25 protein-coding genes are annotated in these 26,349 nt (G+C 37.8%); 12 read left to right on the top strand and 13 right to left on the bottom strand.

Annotated elements, in window-relative coordinates:
- Positions 1–29 precede the first annotated feature (29 nt).
- The 5 genes from coaD (at position 30) to H9I37_RS06510 (ending at position 4,798) form a co-directional block, all read left to right on the top strand.
- On the top strand, positions 30–509 hold the full coding sequence (coaD, locus tag H9I37_RS06530) for a pantetheine-phosphate adenylyltransferase (RefSeq protein ID WP_187381646.1): 480 nt from the start codon (positions 30–32) through the stop codon (positions 507–509).
- Positions 510–655: 146 nt separating this feature from the next.
- Complete coding sequence (gene rpmF, locus H9I37_RS06525) at positions 656–844, top strand: 50S ribosomal protein L32 (RefSeq protein WP_187381645.1); 189 nt, start codon at positions 656–658, stop codon at positions 842–844.
- Between the two features lie 16 nt (positions 845–860).
- Positions 861–1,100 (top strand): acyl carrier protein, encoded by a 240-nt coding sequence (gene acpP, locus H9I37_RS06520; RefSeq protein ID WP_187381644.1) that lies wholly within the window; start codon positions 861–863, stop codon positions 1,098–1,100.
- Between the two features lie 66 nt (positions 1,101–1,166).
- A complete protein-coding gene (gene rnc, locus H9I37_RS06515; protein ID WP_187382541.1) occupies positions 1,167–1,871 on the top strand; it encodes a ribonuclease III in 705 nt (234 codons plus the stop codon).
- Between the two features lie 20 nt (positions 1,872–1,891).
- Positions 1,892–4,798: a CHASE2 domain-containing protein gene (locus tag H9I37_RS06510; protein WP_187381643.1), complete on the top strand. Its 2,907-nt coding sequence runs from the start codon at positions 1,892–1,894 to the stop codon at positions 4,796–4,798.
- A gap of 36 nt (positions 4,799–4,834) precedes the next feature.
- Here the strand turns inward: H9I37_RS06510 and H9I37_RS06505 are convergent, their stop codons facing one another.
- From H9I37_RS06505 to H9I37_RS06450, 12 genes are all read right to left on the bottom strand, one after another.
- The gene (locus H9I37_RS06505; RefSeq protein WP_187381642.1) at positions 4,835–6,037 is read right to left on the bottom strand and encodes an aspartate-alanine antiporter-like transporter; all 1,203 of its coding nucleotides are present in this window, start codon (positions 6,035–6,037) and stop codon (positions 4,835–4,837) included.
- 175 nt (positions 6,038–6,212) lie between these two features.
- Positions 6,213–7,856, bottom strand: a complete 1,644-nt coding sequence (locus H9I37_RS06500) for an FAD-binding protein (RefSeq protein ID WP_187381641.1) — start codon at positions 7,854–7,856, stop codon at positions 6,213–6,215.
- A gap of 11 nt (positions 7,857–7,867) precedes the next feature.
- Entirely contained in the window at positions 7,868–8,551 is a 684-nt protein-coding gene (locus H9I37_RS06495) for a 4Fe-4S dicluster domain-containing protein (protein WP_187381640.1), read from the bottom strand.
- Between the two features lie 57 nt (positions 8,552–8,608).
- Positions 8,609–9,439, bottom strand: a complete 831-nt coding sequence (locus tag H9I37_RS06490) for an FAD/NAD(P)-binding protein (protein ID WP_187381639.1) — start codon at positions 9,437–9,439, stop codon at positions 8,609–8,611.
- 2 nt (positions 9,440–9,441) lie between these two features.
- The gene (locus tag H9I37_RS06485; protein ID WP_187381638.1) at positions 9,442–10,512 is read right to left on the bottom strand and encodes a 4Fe-4S dicluster domain-containing protein; all 1,071 of its coding nucleotides are present in this window, start codon (positions 10,510–10,512) and stop codon (positions 9,442–9,444) included.
- Complete coding sequence (locus tag H9I37_RS06480) at positions 10,512–11,480, bottom strand: 4Fe-4S dicluster domain-containing protein (protein ID WP_187381637.1); 969 nt, start codon at positions 11,478–11,480, stop codon at positions 10,512–10,514. Before H9I37_RS06480 ends, H9I37_RS06485 begins: the two co-directional genes overlap by 1 nt.
- Positions 11,465–11,905 carry a hydrogenase iron-sulfur subunit gene (locus H9I37_RS06475; RefSeq protein ID WP_187381636.1) on the bottom strand — a complete coding sequence of 147 codons (441 nt, stop codon included), beginning with the start codon at positions 11,903–11,905 and terminating at the stop codon, positions 11,465–11,467. The genes H9I37_RS06480 and H9I37_RS06475 overlap by 16 nt, the downstream gene beginning before the upstream one ends.
- A 90-nt stretch (positions 11,906–11,995) precedes the next feature.
- Positions 11,996–14,008: a CoB--CoM heterodisulfide reductase iron-sulfur subunit A family protein gene (locus H9I37_RS06470; RefSeq protein WP_187381635.1), complete on the bottom strand. Its 2,013-nt coding sequence runs from the start codon at positions 14,006–14,008 to the stop codon at positions 11,996–11,998.
- Positions 14,009–14,017: 9 nt separating this feature from the next.
- The gene (locus tag H9I37_RS06465) at positions 14,018–14,407 is read right to left on the bottom strand and encodes a 4Fe-4S dicluster domain-containing protein (RefSeq protein ID WP_187381634.1); all 390 of its coding nucleotides are present in this window, start codon (positions 14,405–14,407) and stop codon (positions 14,018–14,020) included.
- Between the two features lie 3 nt (positions 14,408–14,410).
- Positions 14,411–15,205, bottom strand: coding sequence for a CoB--CoM heterodisulfide reductase iron-sulfur subunit B family protein (locus H9I37_RS06460; RefSeq protein WP_187381633.1), 795 nt, complete (start codon positions 15,203–15,205; stop codon positions 14,411–14,413).
- A gap of 27 nt (positions 15,206–15,232) precedes the next feature.
- A complete protein-coding gene (gene fumC / locus H9I37_RS06455; RefSeq protein ID WP_187381632.1) occupies positions 15,233–16,624 on the bottom strand; it encodes a class II fumarate hydratase in 1,392 nt (463 codons plus the stop codon).
- 50 nt (positions 16,625–16,674) lie between these two features.
- Positions 16,675–17,616, bottom strand: a complete 942-nt coding sequence (locus tag H9I37_RS06450) for an L-lactate dehydrogenase (RefSeq protein ID WP_187381631.1) — start codon at positions 17,614–17,616, stop codon at positions 16,675–16,677.
- 242 nt (positions 17,617–17,858) lie between these two features.
- On the opposite strand from H9I37_RS06450, the gene H9I37_RS06445 reads away from it, so the two are divergent.
- The 6 genes from H9I37_RS06445 (at position 17,859) to H9I37_RS06420 (ending at position 24,344) form a co-directional block, all read left to right on the top strand.
- Entirely contained in the window at positions 17,859–18,083 is a 225-nt protein-coding gene (locus H9I37_RS06445; RefSeq protein ID WP_187381630.1) for a hypothetical protein, read from the top strand.
- Positions 18,080–19,462 carry an MATE family efflux transporter gene (locus H9I37_RS06440; protein WP_187381629.1) on the top strand — a complete coding sequence of 461 codons (1,383 nt, stop codon included), beginning with the start codon at positions 18,080–18,082 and terminating at the stop codon, positions 19,460–19,462. Before H9I37_RS06445 ends, H9I37_RS06440 begins: the two co-directional genes overlap by 4 nt.
- A 62-nt stretch (positions 19,463–19,524) precedes the next feature.
- On the top strand, positions 19,525–20,451 hold the full coding sequence (locus H9I37_RS06435) for a ribonuclease Z (protein WP_187381628.1): 927 nt from the start codon (positions 19,525–19,527) through the stop codon (positions 20,449–20,451).
- Position 20,452: 1 nt separating this feature from the next.
- Positions 20,453–21,193: an ABC transporter ATP-binding protein gene (locus tag H9I37_RS06430; protein ID WP_187381627.1), complete on the top strand. Its 741-nt coding sequence runs from the start codon at positions 20,453–20,455 to the stop codon at positions 21,191–21,193.
- Between the two features lie 5 nt (positions 21,194–21,198).
- A complete protein-coding gene (locus tag H9I37_RS06425) occupies positions 21,199–23,439 on the top strand; it encodes a GldG family protein (RefSeq protein WP_187381626.1) in 2,241 nt (746 codons plus the stop codon).
- The gene (locus H9I37_RS06420; protein WP_187381625.1) at positions 23,436–24,344 is read left to right on the top strand and encodes a DUF4340 domain-containing protein; all 909 of its coding nucleotides are present in this window, start codon (positions 23,436–23,438) and stop codon (positions 24,342–24,344) included. The genes H9I37_RS06425 and H9I37_RS06420 overlap by 4 nt, the downstream gene beginning before the upstream one ends.
- Here the strand turns inward: H9I37_RS06420 and H9I37_RS06415 are convergent.
- Positions 24,314–24,940 (bottom strand): CPBP family intramembrane glutamic endopeptidase, encoded by a 627-nt coding sequence (locus H9I37_RS06415; RefSeq protein ID WP_187381624.1) that lies wholly within the window; start codon positions 24,938–24,940, stop codon positions 24,314–24,316. The genes H9I37_RS06420 and H9I37_RS06415 overlap by 31 nt on opposite strands.
- Before the next feature lie 45 nt (positions 24,941–24,985).
- Between H9I37_RS06415 and H9I37_RS06410 the strand changes: the two genes are divergently transcribed.
- On the top strand, positions 24,986–26,341 hold the full coding sequence (locus H9I37_RS06410; RefSeq protein ID WP_187381623.1) for a flagellar brake protein: 1,356 nt from the start codon (positions 24,986–24,988) through the stop codon (positions 26,339–26,341).
- The last annotated feature ends 8 nt before the right edge of the window (positions 26,342–26,349 follow it).

The raw sequence follows: 26,349 nt of genomic DNA, 5'->3' as shown, positions 1-26,349 counted from the left end.
GTTTTCGTCAAATAAGATAAATTCTTGTTATGATTAAAGCAGTTTTTGCAGGGTCATTTGATCCTCCTACAAATGGACATTTAGATATAATAAGCCGTGCTGCAAAACTTTTTGAAAAAGTTGATGTTGTGGTCTCTGTCAATCCCGATAAAAAATATATGTTTACACAAGAAGAAAGGGTTTCAATGCTAAAAGAACTCGTTTCTTCAATAAAAAACGTTTCGGTTCACGCATATACAGGTCTTATAGTGAATTATGCAAAGCAAAATAATGCAAAAGTTCTTGTAAGGGGTGTGAGGTCGTCTAATGATTTTGCATACGAGTTTGAGCTTGCCTTGATGAATCAGAATTTAAATCCTGAGATTGAAACTGTATTGCTCCAGTCAAAAGAAAAATTTGCAATTGTGAAGTCATCATCGATAAAAGAGCTAGCTAAGTTTGGCGGTGATATTTCAAGGATGGTTCCGCCGTTAGTAGAAAAGGCGCTGATGGAAAAATATTCAAAATGATTAAATAAAAAATATATTTAAATGACAAATTTTACATTTTTGTTTGACAAAGATACAAAATTTGTTATAATAGATTGACATTCAGGTTGGAACTGTTGTATATTTAGTTTCAGTTATATTTGATACATTTAAGTGAGGTTATATATATGGCAGTACCAAGAAGTAAAACATCAAAAGCCGTTACAAAAAGACGTCAGACAATCAATATGAAACTTACAGCGCCGCAGCTTGTTGAATGCAACAACTGTGGTAACTTAGTACAGTCTCATCATGTTTGTCCAAAATGCGGTTTTTACCGTGGACGCCAGGTTATTACACCTGAAACTAAAGGCTAATTCTTAGGAGTAAAAGATGGACGAATTGTTTGAAAAAATCCAGAAGCTTATTGCTGACAAATTGGAAATTGATGAAGGAAAAATTACACTTGATTCTTCTTTCAGAAATGATCTCGGAGCTGATAGTCTCGATACATACGAATTGGTATATGCTATCGAAGAAGAATTGGGAGTAAGCATTCCTGATGAAAAAGCTAATGAATTTGAAACAGTTCGTGATGCTTATGACTTTATCAAAGCTGAACAGAGCAAATAAGTCAGTTTTTAGAGAATAAATTAAAAAGCACAAGTTAAATCTTGTGCTTTTTTTTTGAAAAAAGATATGATATCTGCCGAACGAAAATCAAAACTCCTCAAATTCTGCAAATCAGTAGGTATTAAGTTTAAAAATATTGAACTTCTTGAACAAGCTTTTCATCATCGCTCCCTTACAAACGAAATAAAATCTGCAAAAAACAACGAACGGCTCGAATTTTTAGGAGATTCCGTCTTAGGAATGGTGACTGCATCGTATCTTTATAAATCGCTTGAAAATCCGGAAGGCGACCTTGCAAAAATAAAATCTCAAGTTGTATCAGAAAAAACTCTAGCTCCAATTGCTCTGAGCTTGCATATAAACAGTCTTTTGCTGATGGGTCACGGGGAACAGATGAGTGGAGGGCAGACGAAGCCTGCGATTCTTGCAGACTGCATGGAAGCGATAATCGGCGCATATTATCTTGACCAAGGCTATAAAGCTGCGGAAAAATATGTGCTTTCGTTTATAATTCCGGAAGTTGAAAAAACTGTCTCTAATGGGCTAAAAGATTTTAAAACCCAGCTTCAGGAAAGATTTCAAAAATATTCAAAGCAGACACCTCGCTATCAATTGATTTCAAAAACAGGTCCCGACCATGACCAGACTTTCGAAGTTTCGGTTCAACTCGGAGATAAAACTTTTGGTCCCGCAAAAGGAAAGACAAAGAAAGAAGCGGAACAGCTTGCCGCTCAAATCGCACTACAAAAATATGATTTTACTTCTATATAGTATAATGTTATAATTTTGGTATGAAAAATAAAATAAAAAAAAATAAAAATGTTTTAGTAAGTTTTTTAATTAAATTATTTGTCCTAATTCTTTTCTTCTTAATGTGTTTTTTTAATTTCTTTCAAAAGCTTGACTATCGTTTTTACGATTCTATGTTGAAAAAGAGGAAAGCTCCTGAAATTGATGACAGAATCGTTTTGATGGAAATAGATGATCAGTCGATTGTTGCATTAGGAGAGTGGCCATGGACGCGTGATGTTATCGGTGATGTTCTTTTGAGAATGAAAGAATTTAATGCCGATTCAGCGATTTTCGATATTGAATATATTTCTCCTTCAAAAGATGGAATCAACCCGACTGCTAAAGAAAAAATTTATAACAGCATAGAAAATACAGAAGATACTGTCAATAAATTGATAGGACAGTATTCTCAGGCTTCGACATCAGGGGTGTATTCAAAATCTGAATTGCGCGCTCAAAAAGATGAAATAATAAACGGATATATAACTCCCACTTTCAAAAATTTAAATGATTATATTTCAAACAATATTGCACGTGATTATGATGAATATTTTGCACAAGCTCTTCAATTTTTTGGCAAAGCGTATCTGACTGTAAATCACACTGATTTAATGTATCAGATTTCACAGGAAGACATTGACTACGTAAAAAAACGTATGCTTTTAACTTCCGTAACAGACAAGAAAAATCTGATTAAATATGGGAATCAGAGCACAGCAAGCGAGGCTGAAGAGGCACCGGGATTTTCTCCGGCTCTCCACAAACTGATGACAAGAGCATTCAGCTCAAATTTTACAAACTCTGTAGTAGATGCCGACGGAACTCGCCGAAGAATGGAACTTTTGTTTGATTTTCAAGACCACTACCTCTGCCAACTTGCATTCGGACCTTTTTTAAAGATCGTTGAATCAACTGATATTTTAAGGGAAAGAGATCGCATCGTTATCAGAAATGCAAAAAATCCTATATCAGGGCGAATCGAAGATATCAAAATTCCACTCGATGAAAAAGGACGCATGCTTATCAATTACGGACATGGTTCATGGAACGATAATTTTAAGCATGTTCCGGTGATAAACATGATTAATTTCGACACTATCGAAAAAAACATCATCAATTCACTTGAATATATATATTCGTTAAACATAAGCGAAGCAGACGGTTCTCCAACTGTTTTTACAGACGAAGCGGAAAAACTTTTAATTCTTTACGATCAGATTACAAAAGCAAAAGAGGAAATGCTTTCAAAATGTACAGGATATGATGAAAACAACGTTCCATTTGATGGAATAAAATCCGAAGAATATAGCAATTATTTCAGCATGCGCGATGAGTTTTACAAAAATCTCACAGAATATATCGACGCTGATTATTTTCCGACTGTTCAGGCAAAACTTGCGGAACTTTTAGATTATATCGGCGAAGATGAAGCAAATGATTTAATAGACAATATGCAATCTACCTTTCAGTATCTAAAAGAAGATAATGATTTTTATCATTCTCAATATAACGAATATAAGAAAATCCTAAACGGTTCGTATTGCATATTGGGAAACACAGCGACATCTACAACCGATACAGGAGCGACGCCGTTTATTAAAAAGTATATGAATGTCGGTATTCACGCAAACATATTGAATACGTTGCTGAATCAGGATTTTATTGTAAATATACGATGGGGAATAGGATTTGCACTCGCTGCTTTGCTGGCATTTCTTATGCTGTTTTTTACAGGATTATCAAATGCAAAACAAAATGCTATTGCATTTATCGCATATTTTATTTTCTGTGTTTTAGTCTGTTCATCTTTCATATTCTCAAAATTCTATATCCGTTTTATCGGAACAATGATATATCTTGCTGTAGACCTTGCAACCGGTATGAGTTTGCGCTTTTATATAAGCACAAAAGAAAAGAAATTCATCACACAGATTGCATCTTCATTTGCAAACAAAGATACTGTAGAACAGCTGCGCAAAAACCCTGAGCTGTTCAACACGACAGGTCAAAAACGAATAATCACAGCTTTGTTTACTGATATACAAAAGTTTTCAACATTCAGCGAAGCAATTACAAAGATATATCAGGAAAACGGCGCTAACCATTTGATTCAACATCTAAACGATTATCTTGGCTCTATGTCTAACGAGATTCTTCGTAACAGCGGAAATATCGATAAATATGAAGGCGACGCAATAATTTCAATGTTCGGAGCTCCAGATCCGGGAAATCTCCACACTCCAGAAGAATGGGCATATTATTCACTCGATTCTGCGATCAGGATGAAGCACATTGAAAAGGAATTCAATGAGACACACCCTGAATTGTTCAGGACATATACGCCTGATGAATTTCCTCATCTGGAAGAACCTGTAGTTTTAAATCCGTTCAAAACTCGAATCGGCATAAACACAGGTGAAGCGTTTGTCGGACTGATGGGAAGTAAAACAGAAACATTCTCTAAATTAAACTACACGATGATTGGAGATACTGTAAACCTTGCTGCAAGGCTCGAGGGTGTGAACAAAGCATACTCATCATGGATTTTATGTTCTGGAGACACGTGGAATATGGCTGACAGTGGAGAACACAAAGGCACGATAGCTGTTCGGAAACTAGATCAAGTTCGCGTAGTTGGGCGTTCAACTCCTGTTCAGTTATACAACATTGTAGACTTCAACGATAGAATATCTAATGAAAAGCGTGAGCAAATTGATATTTTCCATGCGGCGCTTGAAAAATATCTTGACCGCGATTTTAAAAATGCCGGAAAACTTTTTATTCAAGCAGACTCAATAGAAGGCGGAGACCCAACTTCACTTATATTTGCAGAAAGATGTAAAAATTTTATTGAAAACGGAGTGCCTGAAGATTGGGATGGAGTTATCAATATGACATCTAAATAAAATAAGCGCTCAAAATGCGACCAATATTTTTTTGTTTTAGAACACCATAATGATTATCTTTGCGACAAGTACAACTGATACAAGAGCGAAAGGGTAAGTTGCAGCATATGCGGCAGAGACTTCATCTGTACCGGCAGTAGCTATCAAAGTTCCCAGAGCAGGAGTAGAAGTCATTCCACCTGTGATTGAACCTAGATTGTTCAATATTGACAGCTTGAACACATAACGCGCAATTATATAGCCTACGACCATTGGAACAGTCGTCATTACAGCCCCATAGATAAAGTATGTCCATCGGAATTTAGTGATGAAGTTTACGCCTCCTGGGACTCCAGCTCCGATGAGAAACAAAACAAGTCCCAATTCGCGCATAAAGTTCAATGTCTCTTTTTTGCGGCGGCAGTCAATGTTCCCAAGATGAGCGAAGTGCCCAACTATAAGACCGCCAATCAAACAACCGCCGGAATTACCGAGAGAAAAGTTAATTCCGGGAATTTTTATTGAACCGATAAGACAGCCAAGTGAAACTGCAAGAAAAAATGCAAAAAATCCGAATGGGTCGACTGCGACAAGCCTTCCTTTTGGTTGCGGAATCTGAATCTGATTTGCTGCCTGAAAATGAGCGACTTCTTCTTCCATGTTGACTTTTAGGATTTTTGGCATAATCTGTACAAAAAGAACAACACCAAGAACACCAAATGTATATGCGATGCCGTAGCCTGCAGTCACATCTTCTTCAATAGCAGTGACAACTTCCTTACCGGAGCTAAAACCTGGAGTTGATGTAAGCCCACCTGTCAAAAGTCCGACAGCCATAGATGAAGACATATTTTTGTCTAACAATATAAAAAGAATAGCTGTTAAACCTCCGAGCAAAATTACAACAAAACCTATCACAATGTATGAAAGTGTATTTTTATTGAATGAACGGAAAAATTTAGGACCTGCAATCAGACCTACAGCAGTTACAAACAATGCCGTTCCGATACTAGAAACAATGCTGAAGTTTCCTTTTATCTTTGAAGACCACAATATGATCTCTTTATCATCGATTTTAAACGATGGGATAAAATTGATAATGACTCCCCAAATCAGTGCAAAAAGCAATACCCCTGCAGTTCCAAGTTCAATACCTTTAATCTTGATTGCACCGATAAGATACCCAATTGTTCCAATGGCAAAAATAACGAAAATAAATGACAGGGTCGAAGCTATAACCCCAGCAAAATAAGCAGCCATTTTTTTACCTCTATAACTCTATAAATATTTTTGTATTATATTAATATGCAATAAATTAAGCAATCGCATTATAAAAATTGCCTCAGTCGCAAAAAACTGAGGCAACATCGTACCAAGTCATAAATTTTTGAGAACCGCAAAACAATTCTCATGACAAATTGACTAAAGGACGCTATTACTTTGTCGCACCAGGAATTGCCTTTTCAAATTCAGGGTTCCCGTGCGTATAACGTGGCAAAAGTTTTGGAGAAATTTCTTCAGACTTAATGCCAGCCGCATTTCGTTCCTTTTCAAATGCCTTTACATGGTCGAGATTCATTTTTCCTGTTTCAGAAATTTTGATATTCTTAAACATCTTTCCAGCTTCAATTCCGGCTTCACGACCGAACAAAACAACATCAAGCAGAGAGTTGCCCATCAGACGGTTTGTTCCGTGAACACCTCCTGAAGCTTCTCCCGCAACAAGAAGATTTGCGATGTTTGTGTGACAAGTTTTATCGATTTCAACACCGCCGTTTTGATAATGGAGTGTTGGATAAACTAGGATTGGCTCCTTACGGATATCTATGCCGTATTTGATGAACATGTTGTACATTGCAGGGATTGATTTTAATATAGTTCCTTCTCCATGAATCATTTCAATCATTGGAGTGTCGAGCCAAACAGCATCTTGAACATCGTTTTTAACTCCGCGACCTTCTTTCACTTCACGGATGATACCTGAAGCATTTACGTCGCGAGTTTCCAGCGGATGGATATAAACTTCACCGTTTTTGTTGATGAGTTTTGCACCGAGCGAACGAACTTTTTCTGTTACAAGTTTGCCGAGAATCTGTGTTGGGTAAGCAGCTCCTGTTGGGTGATATTGCAAAGAATCTTGATAAAGAAGTTTTGCTCCAGCACGATAAGCTATTACAAGACCGTCTGCAGTTGCACCGTAATGGTTGGAAGTTGGAAAACCCTGATAGTGCATGCGTCCGGCCCCACCTGTTGCAATGATGACAACTTTTGCTTTTGCGATGAGAATTTCATTTGTTTCCATGTTCATTAAAACCGCACCGCAAACTTCACCTTTGTCATTTTTGATAAGTTCGATTGCTGACGTAAAATCGACAACAGTTATAGAATCACTGCGGTTAAATGTTTCATCACGAAGCGTACGCATTATCTCTGCACCAGAATAATCTTTACAAGCGTGCATTCTCTTTCTGCTTGTTCCACCACCGTGTGTAGTGATCATTGTTCCATCTGCAGTTTTGTCAAATTCTACACCAAGGTCGTTGAGCCATTTAATTACTCCGGGAGCTTTGTTTACAAGAGTAGAGACAAGCTCAGGTTTTCCATCAAAATGTCCGCCTCCAAAAGCATCGAGATAGTGCTGAGCCGGAGAATCATTTGGCTTGTCTGCTGCCTGAATTCCACCTTCAGCCATCATTGTGTTTGCATCGCCGACGCGAAGTTTTGTAACAAGCAATACTTTAGCACCTGCTTCAGCTGCCATGATGCTGGCAGAAGTACCGGCTCCACCGCCACCGATTACAAGAACATCAGTTTCATAATCAACATGATTTAAGTCTATTTTTTCAGGTTCAATGCGAGGTTTTGCTTCGAGCATTGCTGTAAGCTCAAGAGGAGCTTTTTGTCCTTTATTAGGACCGATCTTTAATTCTTCAAACTGGCTCTTGATTCTGTCAGGGTGGAATTTTAAGAGCAACTCGTCTTTTTCATCTGCGGTAAGACGAGCATGTTCAAATTTAAGGTTTTCATCACGTTTTTGTGCAACAATTTTTGCATCATCATCAAGATAATTTCCGTACATATTCGCCTTCCTTATTTCTCGATATCACGAGTATTGTAAAGATTTTTGATTTCGTTCAAAGGTTTGTTCATCATTTCATCCAAAGCGTGTTGGCATTTGCCTTCATCGATTTCTGCAACTCTGTCAAGAAGATGCTGCGATTGAGGCTGAATGTATTTACCGTTCAAACGACGTGCAAGTTCTGCAACCTGCGGATGAGAAATTCCTGCCGGACAACGAGATGAGCAGCAGCCGCACATTACGCAGTCAAAAGAAAGGTCTGCACATTTTGCAAAATCACCGCGTTGAGCATAAGCTATGTATTGCATAGTGCTCAATTCCTGAGGACAAGCGCGTGTACATGCGTTGCATCCGACACATGCATATATTTCAGGATAGAGCTGCATCATAACAGCCTGTTCTGGTTTAAGTTTACCGATATCGTATATCTGTTTTACAAGAGGAAAGAAAGGAAGTGTAGCAATATACATATCGTTTTCAACTTTCTTAGAACATGCAAGGCAAGTCTGTAATTGGTTTTCTCCCTTAATACGATAAATTGTAGCACAAGCACCGCAAAAACCGTTTCTACATCCACAGCCACGTTTAAGCTGATATCCAGCATACTCCATGGCGTTCATAATTGTTAATTCAGCAGGTACATCATATTTTTTCCCAAAAATATAGATTGTAGCCATTTCTTTTTTTTCAGACATCTAATGCTCCTTAAGATTTCCACTTGGATTGTCATTGTAAAATCCGCGTGAAATAAATTAATACTCAGGCGGTAATTCACCTAACTGGTCAAAGCTGAATACAGGGCCGTCTTTACAAACGAATTTATCACCGATATTGCAGCGTCCACATTTACCAATACCACATTTCATTCTCATCTCCATTGTTGTAAAAACCTGTTGATCTTTAAAACCAAGTTTTTTCAAAGCATCAAGAGAAAGGTGGATGAGAATTGGAGGTCCACACATGATTACTGTCATGCTTGGGTCAGGGTTACATTCCGTTACAAAAGGAGGAACAAAACCTACGTGACCTTTCCATCCTTCTTCTGCACGGTCAATTGTAAGGTCAATTGAGCAGTTTGGCTGTTTCATCCACACGTTTTGCATTTCTTCAAGGCGAACTAAGTCTGCCATTGAACGAGAACCATAGATTACCTGAATTTTTCCATAATCGGAGCGATGATCCATCATGTAGTTTACTACTGAGTGAACAGGAGCAATCCCGATACCGCCGGCAATTACAAGAATATCTTTTCCTTTTAATTTTGTATCAACTGGGAATCCGTTTCCGATTGGACCTCGAACACAAATTTGTTGCCCGATTTCGGCAGCATGGAGCCAGTCTGTTACACAACCGCATTTTTTAATGGAGAATTCCATGTGAGTTTCCAGAGTAGGAGATGATGTAATAGATATCATCGATTCTCCAACTCCTGGAACTATCAGCATTGCACACTGACCAGGGATGTGGTCGAACAGTTTCTTTCCATCGAGCCCAACTACGCTGAATGTTTTTACATCGGGAGTTTCCTGCTTGATATCAATTATTTTTCCTACGTAAGGGATAAATGATTCTTTATCTTCCATAATTATTTATCACCTCCAATATCATCTGTTTCCTGAACGGCTTTGATTACTTTCACAATGTTCATGTTGACAGGGCAGCTTTCAAGACAACGTCCACATCCTACGCATTGGAACAAGCCTTCGTGAGCCATCGGATAGTAAACGAGTTTGTGCATAAAACGCTGACGGCTCCTTTCCTTTTGAGAAACACGAGGGTTAGCTCCAGCCATCTGTGTAAAATCAGAATACATACATGAATCCCAGCATCGTACTTGTCTGATTCCGTTACCCGTATCAAAGTCCCGAACATCAAAACACATACATGTTGGGCATACATACGTACAAGACCCGCATCCTACGCACGGCTCTGCAACTTTTTCCCAAATCTTTGAGTTGAAAATAGTATTCATCTGGGCAGGTGAAACTTTTCCGAATTTTGAGATATCGAGATGCGCGAATGGAAGTTTTTCGATTTTTGCTTTGATTTCTTTTTTTACTGCATCAACAGCTTTTTCATCAGACTCTGTGAGAAGAGTTTTAGCTGCTTCCACAAATTTTTTACCTTTTTCGGTATTCGCCTTAAAAAAGTATTTTCCATCTGAAAGCCATGCACTTACATCTCCAGAAGAGCCGTTTTTATCTGATTCCAATGCTGCGTCAATTCCATACGTAGAACAAAAACAAGTTTTCTCCGGCTCATTGCAAGCGAGGACGATAACTGTTCCGTGTTCACGGCGATTCTTATAGTAAGAATCTACAGGTGCCATATTGAGGTATACGTTGTCGATAACAGAAAAACCGACTGCATCACAAGAGCGAACACCGAACACAACAAAGTCTTCTATGTCTTTTCTCGGATCTTCTACAGTGACGTTTTTGCCGTCAACTTTATAATCAACAATTCTTTCTGCTTTAGGAAAGAAAAAATCTTTAGCGGAACGAACTGTTTTTAAATTATTTGAGAGTTTTACGCCTTTTTCCCACTTTTTGAAATCGGCTTTACCTGTTTTATTGTCTACAGGCAAATATAAAGGCTGTTTTGAACCGATAAGCTCAAATAATGAATCAATTTTATCGCTTGAAATAGATAGCATTATTCTTCACCTCCATCTTTTGATCTGTCGTAGACAATTGTTGTTTCAGGGTCAGTTGTTTCATAGTGGAGCATAGCCGGTTTTGATTCCATATCAGCGCCAGCCTGATACTCCCCATAGATTTCATTGATATCTTTTATAAATTTTCTGTTCAAAAGATACAACGGAATATTTTGAGGGCAAACACGGGAACATTCTCCACAGTCCGTACATCGTCCGGCAACATGCCATGCACGAATTATGTGGAACAAATCTTCTTCAAAACTAGTCTGAGCAACTTTTTGTGAAGTGTAGAGGTCGTTGTTGTCGAATACGCACTTTTCGCAAGTACATGCTGGACAAACGTTGCGGCATGCATTGCATCGAATACATCTGCTGAATTCGTCTCTCCAAAACTCATAGCGTTCTTCAGTTGTCATTGCTTCAAACTTTGCAACTTCTTCCATGCGCTCTGTATTTGGTTCAAGTTCTGCTTCTTTTGCTTCATCAACGCCAATCAATTCATCGCAAGAGACATGTTTTTTCCCTTTGCAAGACTTGCAGACATCTTGACCGTCAAGTGTGTCCTGACAAGGAACTCCGATTGCATAGACGTCTTCGCGTGTGATGCGCTTTTCTTTCAAAAGCTGAGTAAAAGAATAAGTATCGCTTGGTTTGAGAAATACAAGAGCGACAGCCTGAGGAATAGGCTTGTCTTCAGCATTCGGATCACGCTGTTTAGCCATTGAATTATTCATCCTTGTTGTGCTCTTCGCAATTTCAATTTCCTGTGTAATTTTTACCAGATATTTTGAAAGATTTGCTTTACAATATTTATTAAAGACAAAATCTTTATCTAATTCTTCCGCACTGTTGAAAACAGCAGGTGTGATATCATCATCAAAAAGACCTTTTTTCCAGCCTACAACTTTATGAACTTTTCCAGAGGCAAGAAGTTCTTTAGCACGAGCGATTAATTTGTCTTGCATCTTACATCCTCCAGTTTCTTATTTTCACCAAGTTCAGTGATTTGCTTTACAAAGTCGTTCATTATTCCCGCAAAGCGAACACCTTCGGCAGCGGAACACCATTCAACACGAGTTCGGCCTTTTTCTACGCCGAGAAAGTCGAGCATAGAGAAAAGAAGTGTCATGCGACGGCGTGCAAAATAGTTCCCGGTAGAGTAGTGACAATCTCCGGGGTGACATCCACACAAAATAACACCGTCAGCTCCTCGCTGAAATGCCCTCAAAATAAATAAAGGATTCAAGCGGCATGAGCAAGGAATGCGGATAATTTTTACGTTTCCAGGATATTCGAGACGGTTGTTACCAGCCAAATCGGCACCTGCATAAGAACACCAGTTACAGCAGAAAGCTACAATTTTAGGTGTCCATGATTTATTTTCACTCATAATCTTATTCTTCCATAAGTTATAACTACGCACATCTTACTGATTCTCGCAGCAACAAAGCTCTGCGTTTATCAGCGTATCGGCATGAAGTTATAATACGGAATCAACCTCCGCCAAAATCTGTTTATTGCTGAATCCTCTGAGATCCATAGCACCTGAAGGACAAGTAACTGTACAAGCACCACAACCGTGACACATTGCACTGTTTACCTGAGAAACGTGACGTGTGATTGTTGTTCTGTTTGGACCACGGAAGTCCTTATCAACATAAGTGATAGCTCCGTAAGGGCAAACATTTGCACACTGTTCACAACCATTACACATATTTTCATTTGGATTTGCAGTACAAGGGTCACCTTTTAGTTTATCTTTTACAAGCAGACAGATAGCCTTTGCTGCAGCACCTGATGACTGCGCAACTGTTTCAGGAATATCTTTTGGTCCTTGACAGCAACCTGCAAGGAAAATACCGGCAGTTGGAGATTCAACAGGACGAAGTTTTGCATGAGCTTCGAGGAAAAAGTCGTTGTTATCCATTGAAGTTGTAAGCATTGTTGCAAGTGGACGAGCAGATTTATCAGGTTCAATAGATGCCGCAAGCACAACCATGTCAGCTTTGATGTGGAGCTGTTTGTTCAAAATCAAGTCTGAACCCTGAACATCGAGGCTTCCATCAGCTTGAGGAGTAACTTTTCCTACCTGACCTTTTATGTAATGTACACCGTATTGCTCAACGGCACGGCGGTAGAATTCATCAAATAGTTTACCGGGCGTTCGTACATCTATGTAAAATACATAACATTCTGTGTCAGGATAATGGTCGCGTGTTAGGATTGCGTGCTTTGCAGTATACATACAACAAATCTTAGAACAATATTCATGACCTTTTGTTGAATCTGCAGAACATCGAGAACCAACACACTGAACGAATACGATTGTCTTTGGTTCTTTTCCATCTGATGGACGGAGAAGATGACCGTTTGTAGGACCTGAAGCGTTGCACAGTCGTTCAAATTCAAGAGAAGACACGACATCAGGGCTCTGGTTATAAGCGTATTCGTCAAATTTTTCGAGTTCTATCGGGTTGTAGCCTGTAGCTACGACAATTGCACCATATTTTTCTGTAATAATTTTTTCTTTTTGATGGAAGTCGATTGCACCGGCAGCACAAACTTTTTCACAGAATCCGCAAACATTGTCTTTACCGTTTTGAAGCCCTTTCATGTGAAGGCAATGCAATGGAGAAATATTTGCAATCTTTGGAACAGCCTGCGCAAAAGGAATATCGATTGCCTTTCTGTTGTTCAAGTTCAAATTGAAAGCGTTCGGAACTTTCTTGTTCGGACATTTTTCAACACAAGCACCGCAACCTGTACATTTTACTTCATCGACATAACGAGGATGACGTTTTATATCAATTTCGAAGTTTCCAATATAACCGCTGACTCTGCATACTTCCGAATAAGAAAGGATGCGTATGTTCGAATTCTGGCTGACTTCCGTCATCTTTGGAGTGACAATACAAGACGCACAGTCGAGAGTTGGGAAAGTTTTATCGAGTTTAGCCATCTTTCCACCAACAGTGTAGTCTTTTTCTACGATATCAACTGGGAATCCTGCATCTGCAATATCGAGAGCTGCTGTAATACCTGCGATTCCACCGCCTATTACCAACGCACGTTTTGTCATCGGAGTTTCACCAGGGGTTAGTGGAGTATCAAGGATCGCTTTTGCGACAGCCGCTTTACCAAGGGCAATAGCTTTTTCTGTCGCTTTTTCAATATCTTTCATAACCCACGATGTCTGCTCACGGATATTTGCAACTTCAACTTTATAAGGATTGAGACCTGCTCTTTCAGCACACGAACGGAATGTTTTCTCGTGCATGCGTGGAGAACATGAACAAAGGACAACTCCTGTTAATTTATCATCTTTTATGTGGTCTTCAATCATTTGCTGACCGGCAGATGAACACATGTAAGTGTAGTGTGTTGAATAAGCAACTCCTGGCACTTTACCTAGTTCTTCTGCGACTTTAGCTACGTCAACTGTTCCTGCAATGTTAGTGCCACAGTGACATACAAAAACACCAATTCTTTCCATTTTTTAAACCTATTTCTTGTATTTTCTGAAGGCACTGACAATAGCCTGTTGCGGCATATCATCATCCAAAAATTCCGGCACCTGACTTGGATCTAAATGGTGATGACCTCGCTGTCCTTCGACAACTTGACGTACTGCATCGATCAATTTTGCAGGTTCAACTTGACGAGGGCATCGTTCAAGGCAGGCAAAACAACTCAAACATGCATATATAGATTTTGATTGCATGAGTTTTTCAAGGTCACCGTTTTCAACCATCTGCACAAACTGATGCGGATGGTATTCCATAGCGTCATAATTTGGGCATGTCGCTGAACATTTTCCACAAACCATGCACTTTTTAGGATTAACACCGCTTTTTATGAGTACGGTTTCCTTTAAGTATTCTTTGTTTTCCATAATTTATTTTGCCTCCTTTAATCCGAGGGCTTGCGCAAGCAATTCTGTAAAATAAATTACGTCAAGTTTTGATTCACCTTTATTTTTTAGGAGATTATAGCGGCAGAGAGGGCAGCTTGTAGCAAGGAAGTCTGCACCCATGTCTTCAGCATTATTCAAAATAGTCTTAACGCGTTTTTGTGGGATAGATTTATCTTCGAACATTGTGTACGCACCACAACATTCATTTCTCTGTGCATAGATAACAGGAGTACCACCGATTGCTTTGATAAAGTCTTCAAGGAGTTTTGGATCTTCAGGATCGTCAAGCTGAAGAACTTTTGCAGGACGCAGTAAAAGGCAGCCGTAATACGCACCGATTTTTTTACCGGTAAATGGATTTTTTACAGCTTTTTTAACGTTGTCCCAGCCAACAACATCGCGGAGAATTTCAAGATAATGAAGAACTTTAGTTTCTCCGTGGTACTCAATCTCATCTTGTTTGAGATAATTGTTCACCTTGAAGTCGATTGTTTCGTCAGTCGCAACATCGTTATTTACCTGTTTAATGACATTGTAACATGCGGAACAAAGAGTTACTAATTCATGACCTTTTTTCTGTGCATCTGCAAGAGCACGAACAGATGAAAGTTTTGTTGCAATTTCATCTGTTGCCATAGGGTATTCACCACCACAGCATTGCCAGTCGGGAATTTCTTCAAGTGTGAATCCTAATGCTTCCGCAGATTTACGTGCATAAAAATCAAGATCCTGAGCCTTGTTTTTAAGCGTACATCCTGGGAAATAAGAATATATCATACTTGCTCCTTTTTATATGAAACCTAGTTATTTACTTTGGGGAAAAGCCATACTCTCCGGTTTAAATACTTCGTCAAATTTTTCTGCTGTGAGAAAACCGAGTCCTACGCACGCCTCTTTTAGACTTATGTTTTCATCAAATGCTTTATGCGCTGTCTTTGCTGCGTTTTCATATCCTATATATGGATTCAACGCTGTGACAAGCATAAGCGAGTTGTAAAGGTTGTGATGCATTTTTTCTTTGTTCGCTTTTATACCAACTGCACAATTTTTATTGAATGAAACCATAGATTCTGCAAGCAAACGTGCAGATTGAATAAAATTGTAAGCGATCACCGGCATAAAGACATTTAATTCAAAGTTACCTTGAGATGCAGCAAAACCGACAGCAGCATCGTTGCCCATAACCTGAACGGCAACCATTGTAACTGCTTCACACTGTGTAGGATTTACTTTTCCAGGCATGATTGAAGAGCCGGGTTCGTTTTCCGGAATAAAAATCTCGCCAAGTCCATCACGAGGACCCGAAGCAAGCCAGCGAACATCGTTTGCGATCTTCATCATATCGGCTGCAAGTGCTTTAATTGCACCGTGAGCAAATACAAGTTCATCTTTAGATGTCAGTGCGTGGAACTTGTTAGGAGCTGTAATAAAATCTTTTCCGGTGAGTTTTGAAACGCATTCCGCAACTTTTTTATCAAACCCTTTTGGAGCGTTTAATCCTGTTCCAACTGCAGTTCCTCCGAGTGCGAGCTGCTTTAAGTAAGGGAGTGAAGATAAAAGCATTTCTTTATCGCGTTCCAAAGAAGTTCTCCAGCCGCTTATTTCCTGTTCAAAAGCGATAGGAACAGCGTCCTGAAGGTGTGTGCGTCCTGATTTTACAATTCCTTCGTTTTCTTTTTCAAGTTTTTTGAAAGTTGAAACAAGAGTATCGATTGCCGGAATAAGTTTATCTTCAATCACAAATACAGCAGAGATATGAAGCGCTGTCGGGAAAGTGTCGTTTGAAGACTGACTCATGTTGATATCATCGTTTGGATGGCAAAGCTTTTTTCCTGCTATTTCATTAGCCCTGTTAGCGATGACTTCGTTTGCATTCATATTGCTCTGAGTGCCGGAACCTGTTTGCCAGACTACGAGAGGGAAGTGTTCGTTTAATGAACCATTTATAACTTCTTCACATGCCTGAGAAATTACCTTGAGTTTTTCGTCAGTCATTTTCTCTGGTTTTAGGGAATTGTTAGCCATTGCCGCAGCTTTTTTTAAGTAACCGAAAGCTCTAGTTATTTCGCGCGGCATTGTTTCAATTCCAACACCAATATCAAAGTTTTCGTGGCTTCGTTCAGTTTGAGCTCCCCAGTATTTATCTGCAGGAACTTTTACTTCGCCCATTGAATCATGTTCAATTTTATATTCCATAAATCATTATTCCTTTCTGTTTTGCCATCTACATGACAAAACAGTTTTTATTAAAATTCAATCTGTTTGATAATATCTTTAAGACAATCTGCAGAGTGACGGAGTTTTGTAACTTCATCATCTGTAAGCGGAGCAGCGAGGTGACCTTTAATTCCATTTTGTCCAATCAACGTCGGAATAGAAATACATACATCATTGATTCCGTATTCACCGTTCATCATCGAAGAAATTGTAAGGACAGAGTCCGTGCTGTATTTCAAAGCGTCTACAAGGTCAGCTGTAGTTGCTCCAATACCGTAGTTTGTAAATTTTTTAGCATTGATGATGATTCCTCCAGACTTACGGATATAATCTTCAATATCGTCTTTATTGAAATCAGGAAGTTTTTTACCTGTAAAGCTTGATGCAAAACTGTCTACGGGAATTGAACCGATGTTTGCCAATGACCATGGGACAAAAGATGAATCACCGTGTTCACCAAATACATATCCGTGAACATTTGTTGCACCGACTCTGTAAGTTTCTGCAATGCGTGCACGGAAACGAGCGGTATCGAGCATTGTTCCCGTACCGAAGATGTGACTTGCCGGGATGCCTGATGTTTTTACAAACAAATATGTGAGAATATCTACAGGGTTTGCGACAATAAGATAAAGGGCGTTTGGAGCAGCCTTAGTAATAAGAGGTATAACTGATTTTGCAATATTTACGTTTGTCTGAGTCAAATCAAGACGTGACTGACCAGGTTTTCTGCCAACGCCGGAAGTAAAAATAACTATATCTGAATCTTTTGCGTCTTCATAATCACCGTCATGAATATAAACAGGACCGATAAACGGTGTTCCCTGCCTGATATCCATAGCTTCGCCCATAGCTTTTTCTTTTATGATATCGATAATAACAATTTCAGAAGCAAGCTGCTTAAGTGTTAATGCATATGCTACCGTTGAACCAACCTGTCCGGCACCGATAATAGTAATTTTGTTTGACATTTCAGAGTCTCCTTTACTAAAGAATTTTCACAAACCCTTTTAGAACTTTTTCTAAGATACATTAAACCTAATATATCTCAATTATTGTAATATCTAATCGTTTTTTTGTTAATATCTAATTTTAAAATTATATTTGATATTGAGTAAAAAAAATGCAGAGAATGATTATCTGAAAGCTTTTTCGCTGATATTGTTTTGATAGCCAATTGTAATCGTGCATGTATTTCAATAGACTAAGAGGAATGACTAAAGACCATTTTTTATATTTGATAGAAATTCAAAAACCACTGGAATTTTCTTACAACGGGAAAATTTACAATATGACTTATGATAAAAAAGAAAATGGAGAACTTGTCATTGTATTCGGAAAACTTTACGAAGGCAAAAGATACGATTCTGTTGGGCAACTTCTGAATACTGCAAAAATTGAAAATCATTTTTTTAAAGATATGCTGGATATTATATGAAAAAATCAAACCAAATAAACATGACTGAAGGTTCTATCTTTGGGAAGTTGCTTCAGTTTTCAATCCCGCTTATTTTTTCCAGCATCTTACAGTTGCTTTTTAATGCTGCCGATATCATAGTTGTAGGAAGATTTGCGGGAGACAACTCGCTTGCGGCAGTCGGTTCTACAGGTTCTCTGATAAATCTTTTAGTCAATCTTTTTACAGGTCTTTCAATCGGCTCGAATGTAGTTGCTGCCAATTATTTTGGAGCTGGAAACTCAAAGGAATTAAAGGACACTGTACACACATCAATTCTGCTTTCTGTATACAGCGGAATCATTTTGACTGCCGTAGGGATTGCCGGTTCACGCATCATTTTACGGATGATGCAAGCTCCTGACGAAGTTCTAAATCTTGCGACACTTTATCTTAAAATTTATTTTAGTGGGATTACAGCGACGATGGTATACAATTTTGGAAGCGCCTTACTGCGTGCAAAAGGAGACACAAAGCGACCGTTGTATATTTTGTTTCTCGCAGGCATTCTAAATCTTGTCTTAAACCTGATTTTTGTAATCATATTTAAGATGGATGTTGCGGGAGTTGCATGGGCTACAGTCATATCACAGACTCTAGCCGCGATTCTTATAATTACAATTTTAGTTTTTGAAAAAGATGATTTTCATCTAAGCCTTCATAACTTAAAAATCAACATGTCAATATTTGCACGAATCGTAAAAATAGGGCTGCCGGCAGGATTTCAGGGGATTATGTTTTCATTTTCGAACGTAATCATACAGTCATCGGTGAATACTTTTGGGGCAACACTGATTGCAGGAAACTCCGCAGTTTGCAACATCGAAGGTTTTGTTTATACCGCTATGAACGGATTTTCACAAGGTTCTCTCACATTCTGTTCTCAAAACGCAGGTGCAAAAAAGTTTGACAGAATCAGAAGACTAACATGGATTTCTCAATTTTCTATAGTTGTTATCGGAACTGTTTTATGCACAATTTTTCTTTTATTCCGCTATAGATTCCTTGGAATTTACACAAAAAGTCCCGATGTAATTCAAGCCGGCATGATTCGCTGCTGGGTTATATTTACAACATATTATCTTTGCGGAATGATGGACGGAATGGCAAACACTATACGCGGGATAGGACATTCACTCATGCCTGTTATATCTTCATTGCTTGGCGCGTGCCTTTTCAGAATAATATGGTTAGTGACAATATTTCAGATACCACAGTTGCATACGCCGAAGACGATATTTATCTCATATCCGGTCAGCTGGGTTTTGACATTTATAGCGAATTTAATTTTTTATAATATATACATCAACCGTCTGTCACCAAAAAAGAAAAAAATCAAAGAAACATTGCCGTCAAGATAAAAAAAAACAATTTTTCAAACCCATTTTATATTTTTTATTTTTTTGATATTATTGTCTCAAATATGAACATGGAAGCTTTTATTCTTGGCTGCGGCGGAATGATGCCGTTGCCTTACAGACACCTCACATCAGTTTTGCTTCGCCGTGACGGTAATTTATTTCTTTTTGATGGCGGCGAAGGAACTCAAGTAAGTCTAAAAAGGCTCAATCTGAAATGGAAGAAAATCGACGCAATTTTTGTTTCTCATACACATGCAGACCATGTGACAGGATTACCAGGTATTCTTATGCTCTCTGCCCAAGTCGATAGGGAAGAGCCTCTTTACATTTACGGTCCTCCGAAAATCAAGGAATATATTGAAACAAGCCGAAACGTGCTAGACATGTATATAAACTATCCGATTATAGTAAAAGAAATTAAAGCACCTTGCGTTGTTCATTCCGGCAAAGATTTTTATATCCGTGCATTTCCTCTAGACCATACAAAAACATGCGTAGGTTATACGCTCGAAGAACTTGACAGACCAGGTGCGTTCAACCCAGAAAAAGCTCGTGAACTCGGAGTTCCATGCGGACCACTTTGGTCGCAGCTTCAAAACGGATACGAAGTACAGGCAGCAGACGGTTCAACAGTAAAGCCTGAACAAGTTCTTGGACCAAAACGAAGCGGAAGAAAATTTTCTTTTGTAACCGATACGCTTTTCAAGACTTCTATTATTGATGAAGTTCGAGGGTCTGATCTTTTAATCTGTGAAGGAATGTTTGAAAACGCATTGCTTGAGCAGGCAAAAGAAAAGAAACACATGACTGCCGTTCAGGCTGCGACAATCGCAAAAGAAGCAAATGTACGACGAATGTGCATGATACACTACAGCCCTCGTTATACAGACAAAGACCTCCAGATTTTACTAACAGAGGCACAAGCTGTCTGGCCAAAAGCAGAATTGTCACGCGACAGAATGCAGATCGATATTCCGTTTGTAGATTAAGATGATTGAAATTACATGGTTTTCAAAAAAGTACAATCCACGTAAATCAGATTTTGCCGTTGAAAATGTAAATCTCAAAATTGAAGACTGCAAGATAACATGTTTAATAGGACCGAACGGTTCGGGGAAAACTACGATAATGAAAGTTATCTGCGGCTTTCATTACCCGTCGTCCGGAAATATCATAATAACAGATGAAAACAACAACATGTGGAATGCAGCTGAAAATCCTGAAGTATGCATGAAGTTGATAGGCTATGTCCCTGAGATTCCGATGCTTCCGCCTGAGATGACAGTTTCTGAATTTCTTAATTACGCAGCAGAAACTCACGAAGTATCAAATCTCAAAGAATCGATTGAAAAAACAGTAGAGCAGAGCTCAATAGAAAAGTTACTCGATAAAAAGATTAAAAATCTTTCAAAAGGACAGCAGCAGCGAGTTTCTTTTGCGCAAGCTCTTGTCCACAATCCTCCGAATCTTATATTAGATGAACCTATCAGCGGACTTGACCCGACCCAGATTATCCAGATGAGAAATCTCATAAAAAAACTTTCGAAAAAAAAGGCAATTTTAATGTCTACGCATATTCTTCAGGAAGTTTATTCTCTTTGTTCAGAACTGTATATTTTAAATGACGGAAAGATAGTCGCAAGCGGAACGGAATCTCAGATTATCACCAAGACAAAATCTAAAAATCTTGAAGATGCATTTATAAAACTCACATATAAAGAGGAAAGATAATTTTAATGACAAGCCGCAATGCATTTTTAAAATACAACATCATCAACAATCTAAAATCACCGTTTTTTTACATAATCGCAATCTTATTTTCCGTATTCACATCGATAAATTATTTTATAAGACAACAGTTTTTCAGCGGAAACGGAACGACAGATTTGGTTTTATTTTTTTCTTCAGTGCCATACATCAGCATATTGATTATGCCTTCTCTGTGTTCAAAACGTTCATTTCAGATTTATGACAAATTTGTTCCCTTGAGCAGCCTTGAAAAAATATCGATAAACTTTGTCACAAAACTGATTTTATACACATCTATGATTCTGCTTCTTATTCCGGCTGCTTTGATCGTAAACATGTTCGGCTGCATCGATTTTGGACAGCTGACGACAAGCATTATCTGCCTTTTTTTTTACGGTTGCGCAATCATTTCTCTATGCTGTTTTGTAAACATTTTTTTTCCCAACAGGCCGATATCATACATCGTAAGTGCAACGCTGCTCGCAATTTTCAACAGCGCACATCTTTTTACAGTTTATATCCAGTTTCCTGATTTTATTGTTTCTGTGTTCAAGCAGATGAGTTTTGCGTGGCATTTTGATGCCGCAGGAAAAGGCATTTTAGATACAAGAGATATATTCTGGCTTTCAGGAACATCTGTTTTATTTGTTTTGCTTTCAGAAATTGCAAGCAGCATAAAGAACGGAAAATGTTACACAAAAAAAGAAAAGCTGAATAAAATTGCTGCAATCGCATGTACATTGCTTGTGATGATGAACGGAAACAAATTCTATAAGCGATTTGATTTTTCAAAAAACAAGACATATTCAATCTCAAAGTATTCAAAAGAACTGTTAAAAAAAGCGGACAACCCTATAAAAATCACGTATTATCGTTCCTCAAAAATCGCAAAGTTGTACCCACAAATCAGGGATGTTAGCGACTTTTTGGAAGAATACACATCAGCGGGAAAAAATATCACTCTTATAATAAAAAATCCTGACAAAGATAAAACAGCTAAAACGCTTCTTGAAAACTACGGAATTACAGGGCAGCAAATGAAAACCGTTTCAGATACCTCCACAGAGTATACAACCGTATACTCGTCGATAATAATCGAGTATATGGGGTATGCAGAGATAATCGCCTTTACAATGGCTGCAAACACTCTCGAGTACGACCTAGATGGACGGATAAAGCATTTGATTTCGGGTAATACTCGCAGTGTTAACATTGTCGTAGGAAATGAGATGACTCTCAATGACGATTACAGTTACGTAGTCCCTTGGCTCCAAGCTCAAGGATTTATATGCAATCAAATCAGCATAGATGACCCTTTATTTTCCGATAAACTTTCAAAAACGGCAGGTCCTCTTTTTGTGATTGGAGACAGCAGAATAAACATTGAAAACGCAATCGCAATTGAATCATACATTCTATCGAATAAAGGAAACGCAATTTTAGCAGTAAGCCCATACAGTTCAAGTATTGCAGACAGCTGGAATATAACACAAAATCTTTGGACAAATATCGTTGAAATGATAGAAAACTGGGGTGTTCAATTCAGCAAAAAAATTGCAGCAGATGTTTCGTGTGCAGCGATCACGATGTACAGCGAAGACAATTCGCATCAACAAGTGATAAACTATCCTCTTTGGATAAGCGTTTTGCAGCAAAAAAATGCAACTCTTGGAATGACACTGTTTTGGCCGACACCGCTTGAATTAAACGAAAATGCACAGCCTTATATCATGTCGTCGCCTGCAAGTTACTTTTATGAAATAGACAAAAACAGCAAAGATAAATTGATTGAAACAAATCCATTCATTCTCGAGACTTCAAAAACATCAGATTTACAAAAGTCGACACAGATACTCGCAGCACAGATCAAAGGAAAAATTTCCGGGCTATACAACCTCGCAGACAGAAGTGATGCAAATATAATCGTTGTCTCAGACCAATATTTTGTTAATTCACTTATGAACGGTTACATCGGCGGGGAGACTGGCGATTACAGAAATTTTGACTTTATGACAAATGCTCTTTTAAAATTGAACAACGAAGAAGAACTTGCGGAACTCCAAAGCCGCATATCAAGGGATACATCTTTTTTTAAAATCAAAAGCATTGCCGATTTTACAAGGCTCAAATTGATTTCATTTATCATTTTATTTGCAATCATTCCGCTTACAGTTATCGCTTTTGGATTCTTTTTCAATTTTCATAAAAAAAAGGCAGTAAGAAAATGAAAACATTAAATCGAAAAATATTATATATAGCTACAATCTTTCTGGCAATTTTATATGTTTTTTCTTTTACAAAGTCATGCAGCTCAAAAGACAGACGAAAACTTATAAAGACGGCACTCGTAAATCCAAAATATAAAGACAGCATCTCGGAGTTTGAACTTTACAGAGGCAATTCAAAACTCACAATCAAAAAGACCGACAATTTTTGGACAATAAAGTCATCTCAAGAAATATTGCAAAAAAATAACGATATATATCAACTTCCAGCCTCAGACGAAAAAATGAAAAATTTCATAAACACTCTTACAGGTATTGTCAATATGTATAAAATATCAGACGATATAAACAAGGGTAGTGCATTTGGTCTTTCCGGCTTTGAGTCATTTCACATAAAATATCATATAAAAGATGGGGAAGCTCACGAATTGATATTTGGAAAACATGATTTTTCACAGACTTCACGCTTTTTTATGACAGATAAAAACACGGCGGTTTATGAGACAAATTTAAATTTTGATAGTTTTCTGACGACTTCAATTCAATCGTGGGCAGAGCCTTTTATAATATCGCAAGAAGTTTTTGGTAAAATCAAGCCAGAAGATATAGTGCAGCAGACACCAAAAATCACTGATTTACAAAAATTCCTTGAACTTCGACACGGAGGATTTCCATCTCACTATCAATCATCAGACAATCCTGATACAGCTATAATAATGGAACTTGGAAATAAAAAAAGGATAGTTTTGAACATATTCAAAACAGACTCACAGCAGGAATATATCGTTAAAGTTCAATATTTTTCTGCAACGCGCGACGGCTCATTATCAAATGATAACGCATTCTACATATCGCACTATAAAATAAGTTATTGGACTTACAATAAAATCAAAGAGATAACATTGTAAATAAAGTGTGAGGCAACGCACTGCCACAATCTGTGATTTTTTACATAACACATGCGTAAAATTATGTGCGCAATTGCCGCATTTAAGACAGAAATCCAGCCCATGTAAAGATGAGCAAAAGCAAATAGAAGGCATCCTACAATTTCGCAGACAATGTTTATTTTATATTTTAAAAGATATTCAAGTTCATCTATGATGTAAAATCTGTAAATTACTTCTTCAAAAAAAGCTGCACATGAAAAGTTTAAAATGCACCAAAGCCATCCTGTAAAAGATGAAGGCATTTTTATATCGATAGCAGGACTTTCACCTATGAGAATAGAAATATATTTTATAAAAAGAGAGCCGGAAAACAAAAGACCGAATGTATAAATGACCGGAAAAAAAATCAAAAATGGCTTTTTTTTGTCTTTTTCATAATAAAAAAATAAAATAATTCCGCCGAAAAATGCAAGAATCAGCTGATTTACAGGAAAATTCCACACACTGAACAGATTGCTCTCAAAGACGTTTTTTGCAAAAAGTGGAGGAACTACAAATAAGAAAAAAATAGCTGAAAAAATAATAATTTCAATTGATAACGAATGTTTTTTCATATAAAAATGTATTATTATATAATATAATAAAAAAAAGAGGAAATTTTGTACACACTAATTGCGTTAATAATTTTGTTATTAATACTGTTCGCTTTCGGAGCTGTTTATTCTGCTTTCAAAACACAAATTGTTTTTTTTGTAACCGGATTAGATGCAGGCTTTTCACTTTCCGACCTTGTTCTTTTGTGGAGTACAGCACAGATTTGCAACCTTGACGAACCGAAATCTCTCTTTTTTTCAATGCAGGCTCTAACTCGCTGCATGACAGAAATTTCAAATCATACGGCTTCAGAAGATAATGAAAAATATCAAATTCTGCTGTCAAAACTTTTTAAATACCGTACAAAAATTCAAAACGAATCTGATGATAAAAAAGGGCTTTCAGATACAAGCACGCTTGAAAAAGGGCAGACATTGCGGATAATTTTTCCGGGAAAAGGAGTCTTTGTCTCAAAACTGCTCAACAACGACAAAAACCTCACAATCGAAATCCCGAAACAAAAAGAAAAAATCATTTATTCTGCTGATGAATGGGTTGGAAAAACAATCAGCGTTTTTTTATGGCGTAAAAGTGACGCCCGCTATGTGTTTGATACGACTGTTTTAGGAAATGGAATTTTTCTTGGAAAATCAGTATTATTTCTTAAACACTCTGCAAATCTTGTAAGGACGCAAAAAAGAAAAGCAGTCCGCGTAACTTGCAATATTTACGGAATGCTTTACATAATTAAAAAAAATGACGAAAACCTAAATGCTATTGAAACCCAAAATGGATTTAGATGTCTCATTGAAGATATTTCAGAATCAGGGGCACTTATCAGAATCGGCGGAAAAGGTGTCGTAAATGCAAAAATTAAGCTTCAGTTCACAATCCGCAATAAATTGATTTTGATGAGCGGAATTATCAGGACTGTTGAATTTAATGAAAATGAAAATCAGTCAAAGCTTCATTTTGAATGCACTCACATTGAAACTTCAATGAGAAACGAAGTTTTGAAATTCGTATATAATCTTCTTCCTGAAACCGAAAAAGAAGTTCTCGAAGCTCTTGCGCAGACAGATGAAGACATCGCTGAAGAAGCGAAAAAATCTGAACAATCGGATGAAAATCATATCGATGGAGAAGCTGATGATACAGATGAAACTCAGGAAAACAAAACAGATGAAATGGATAAAACAGATGAAACTGAGACTCAAAACAGCCAGACAGTTTTAAATGCGCAAAACATAAATGATTCTACAGAAAGTGATTCTATTGCAGATTTTAATGTAGACACAAATGCTGATTCTGAAGAAAATGCAATTTCGGATGCAAGTTCCAGTTCAGAAGCAACTTCTGACAAAAAAAATACAAAAACCGGACTGACTTTTTCAGAAGAAGAACAAATCAACGTTTTTTAGAGGACAAT

This window comes from Treponema sp. Marseille-Q3903 (genome assembly GCF_014334335.1).
GTDB lineage: Bacteria > Spirochaetota > Spirochaetia > Treponematales > Treponemataceae > Treponema_D.
This window is presented reverse-complemented; position numbering and strand designations above follow the sequence as displayed.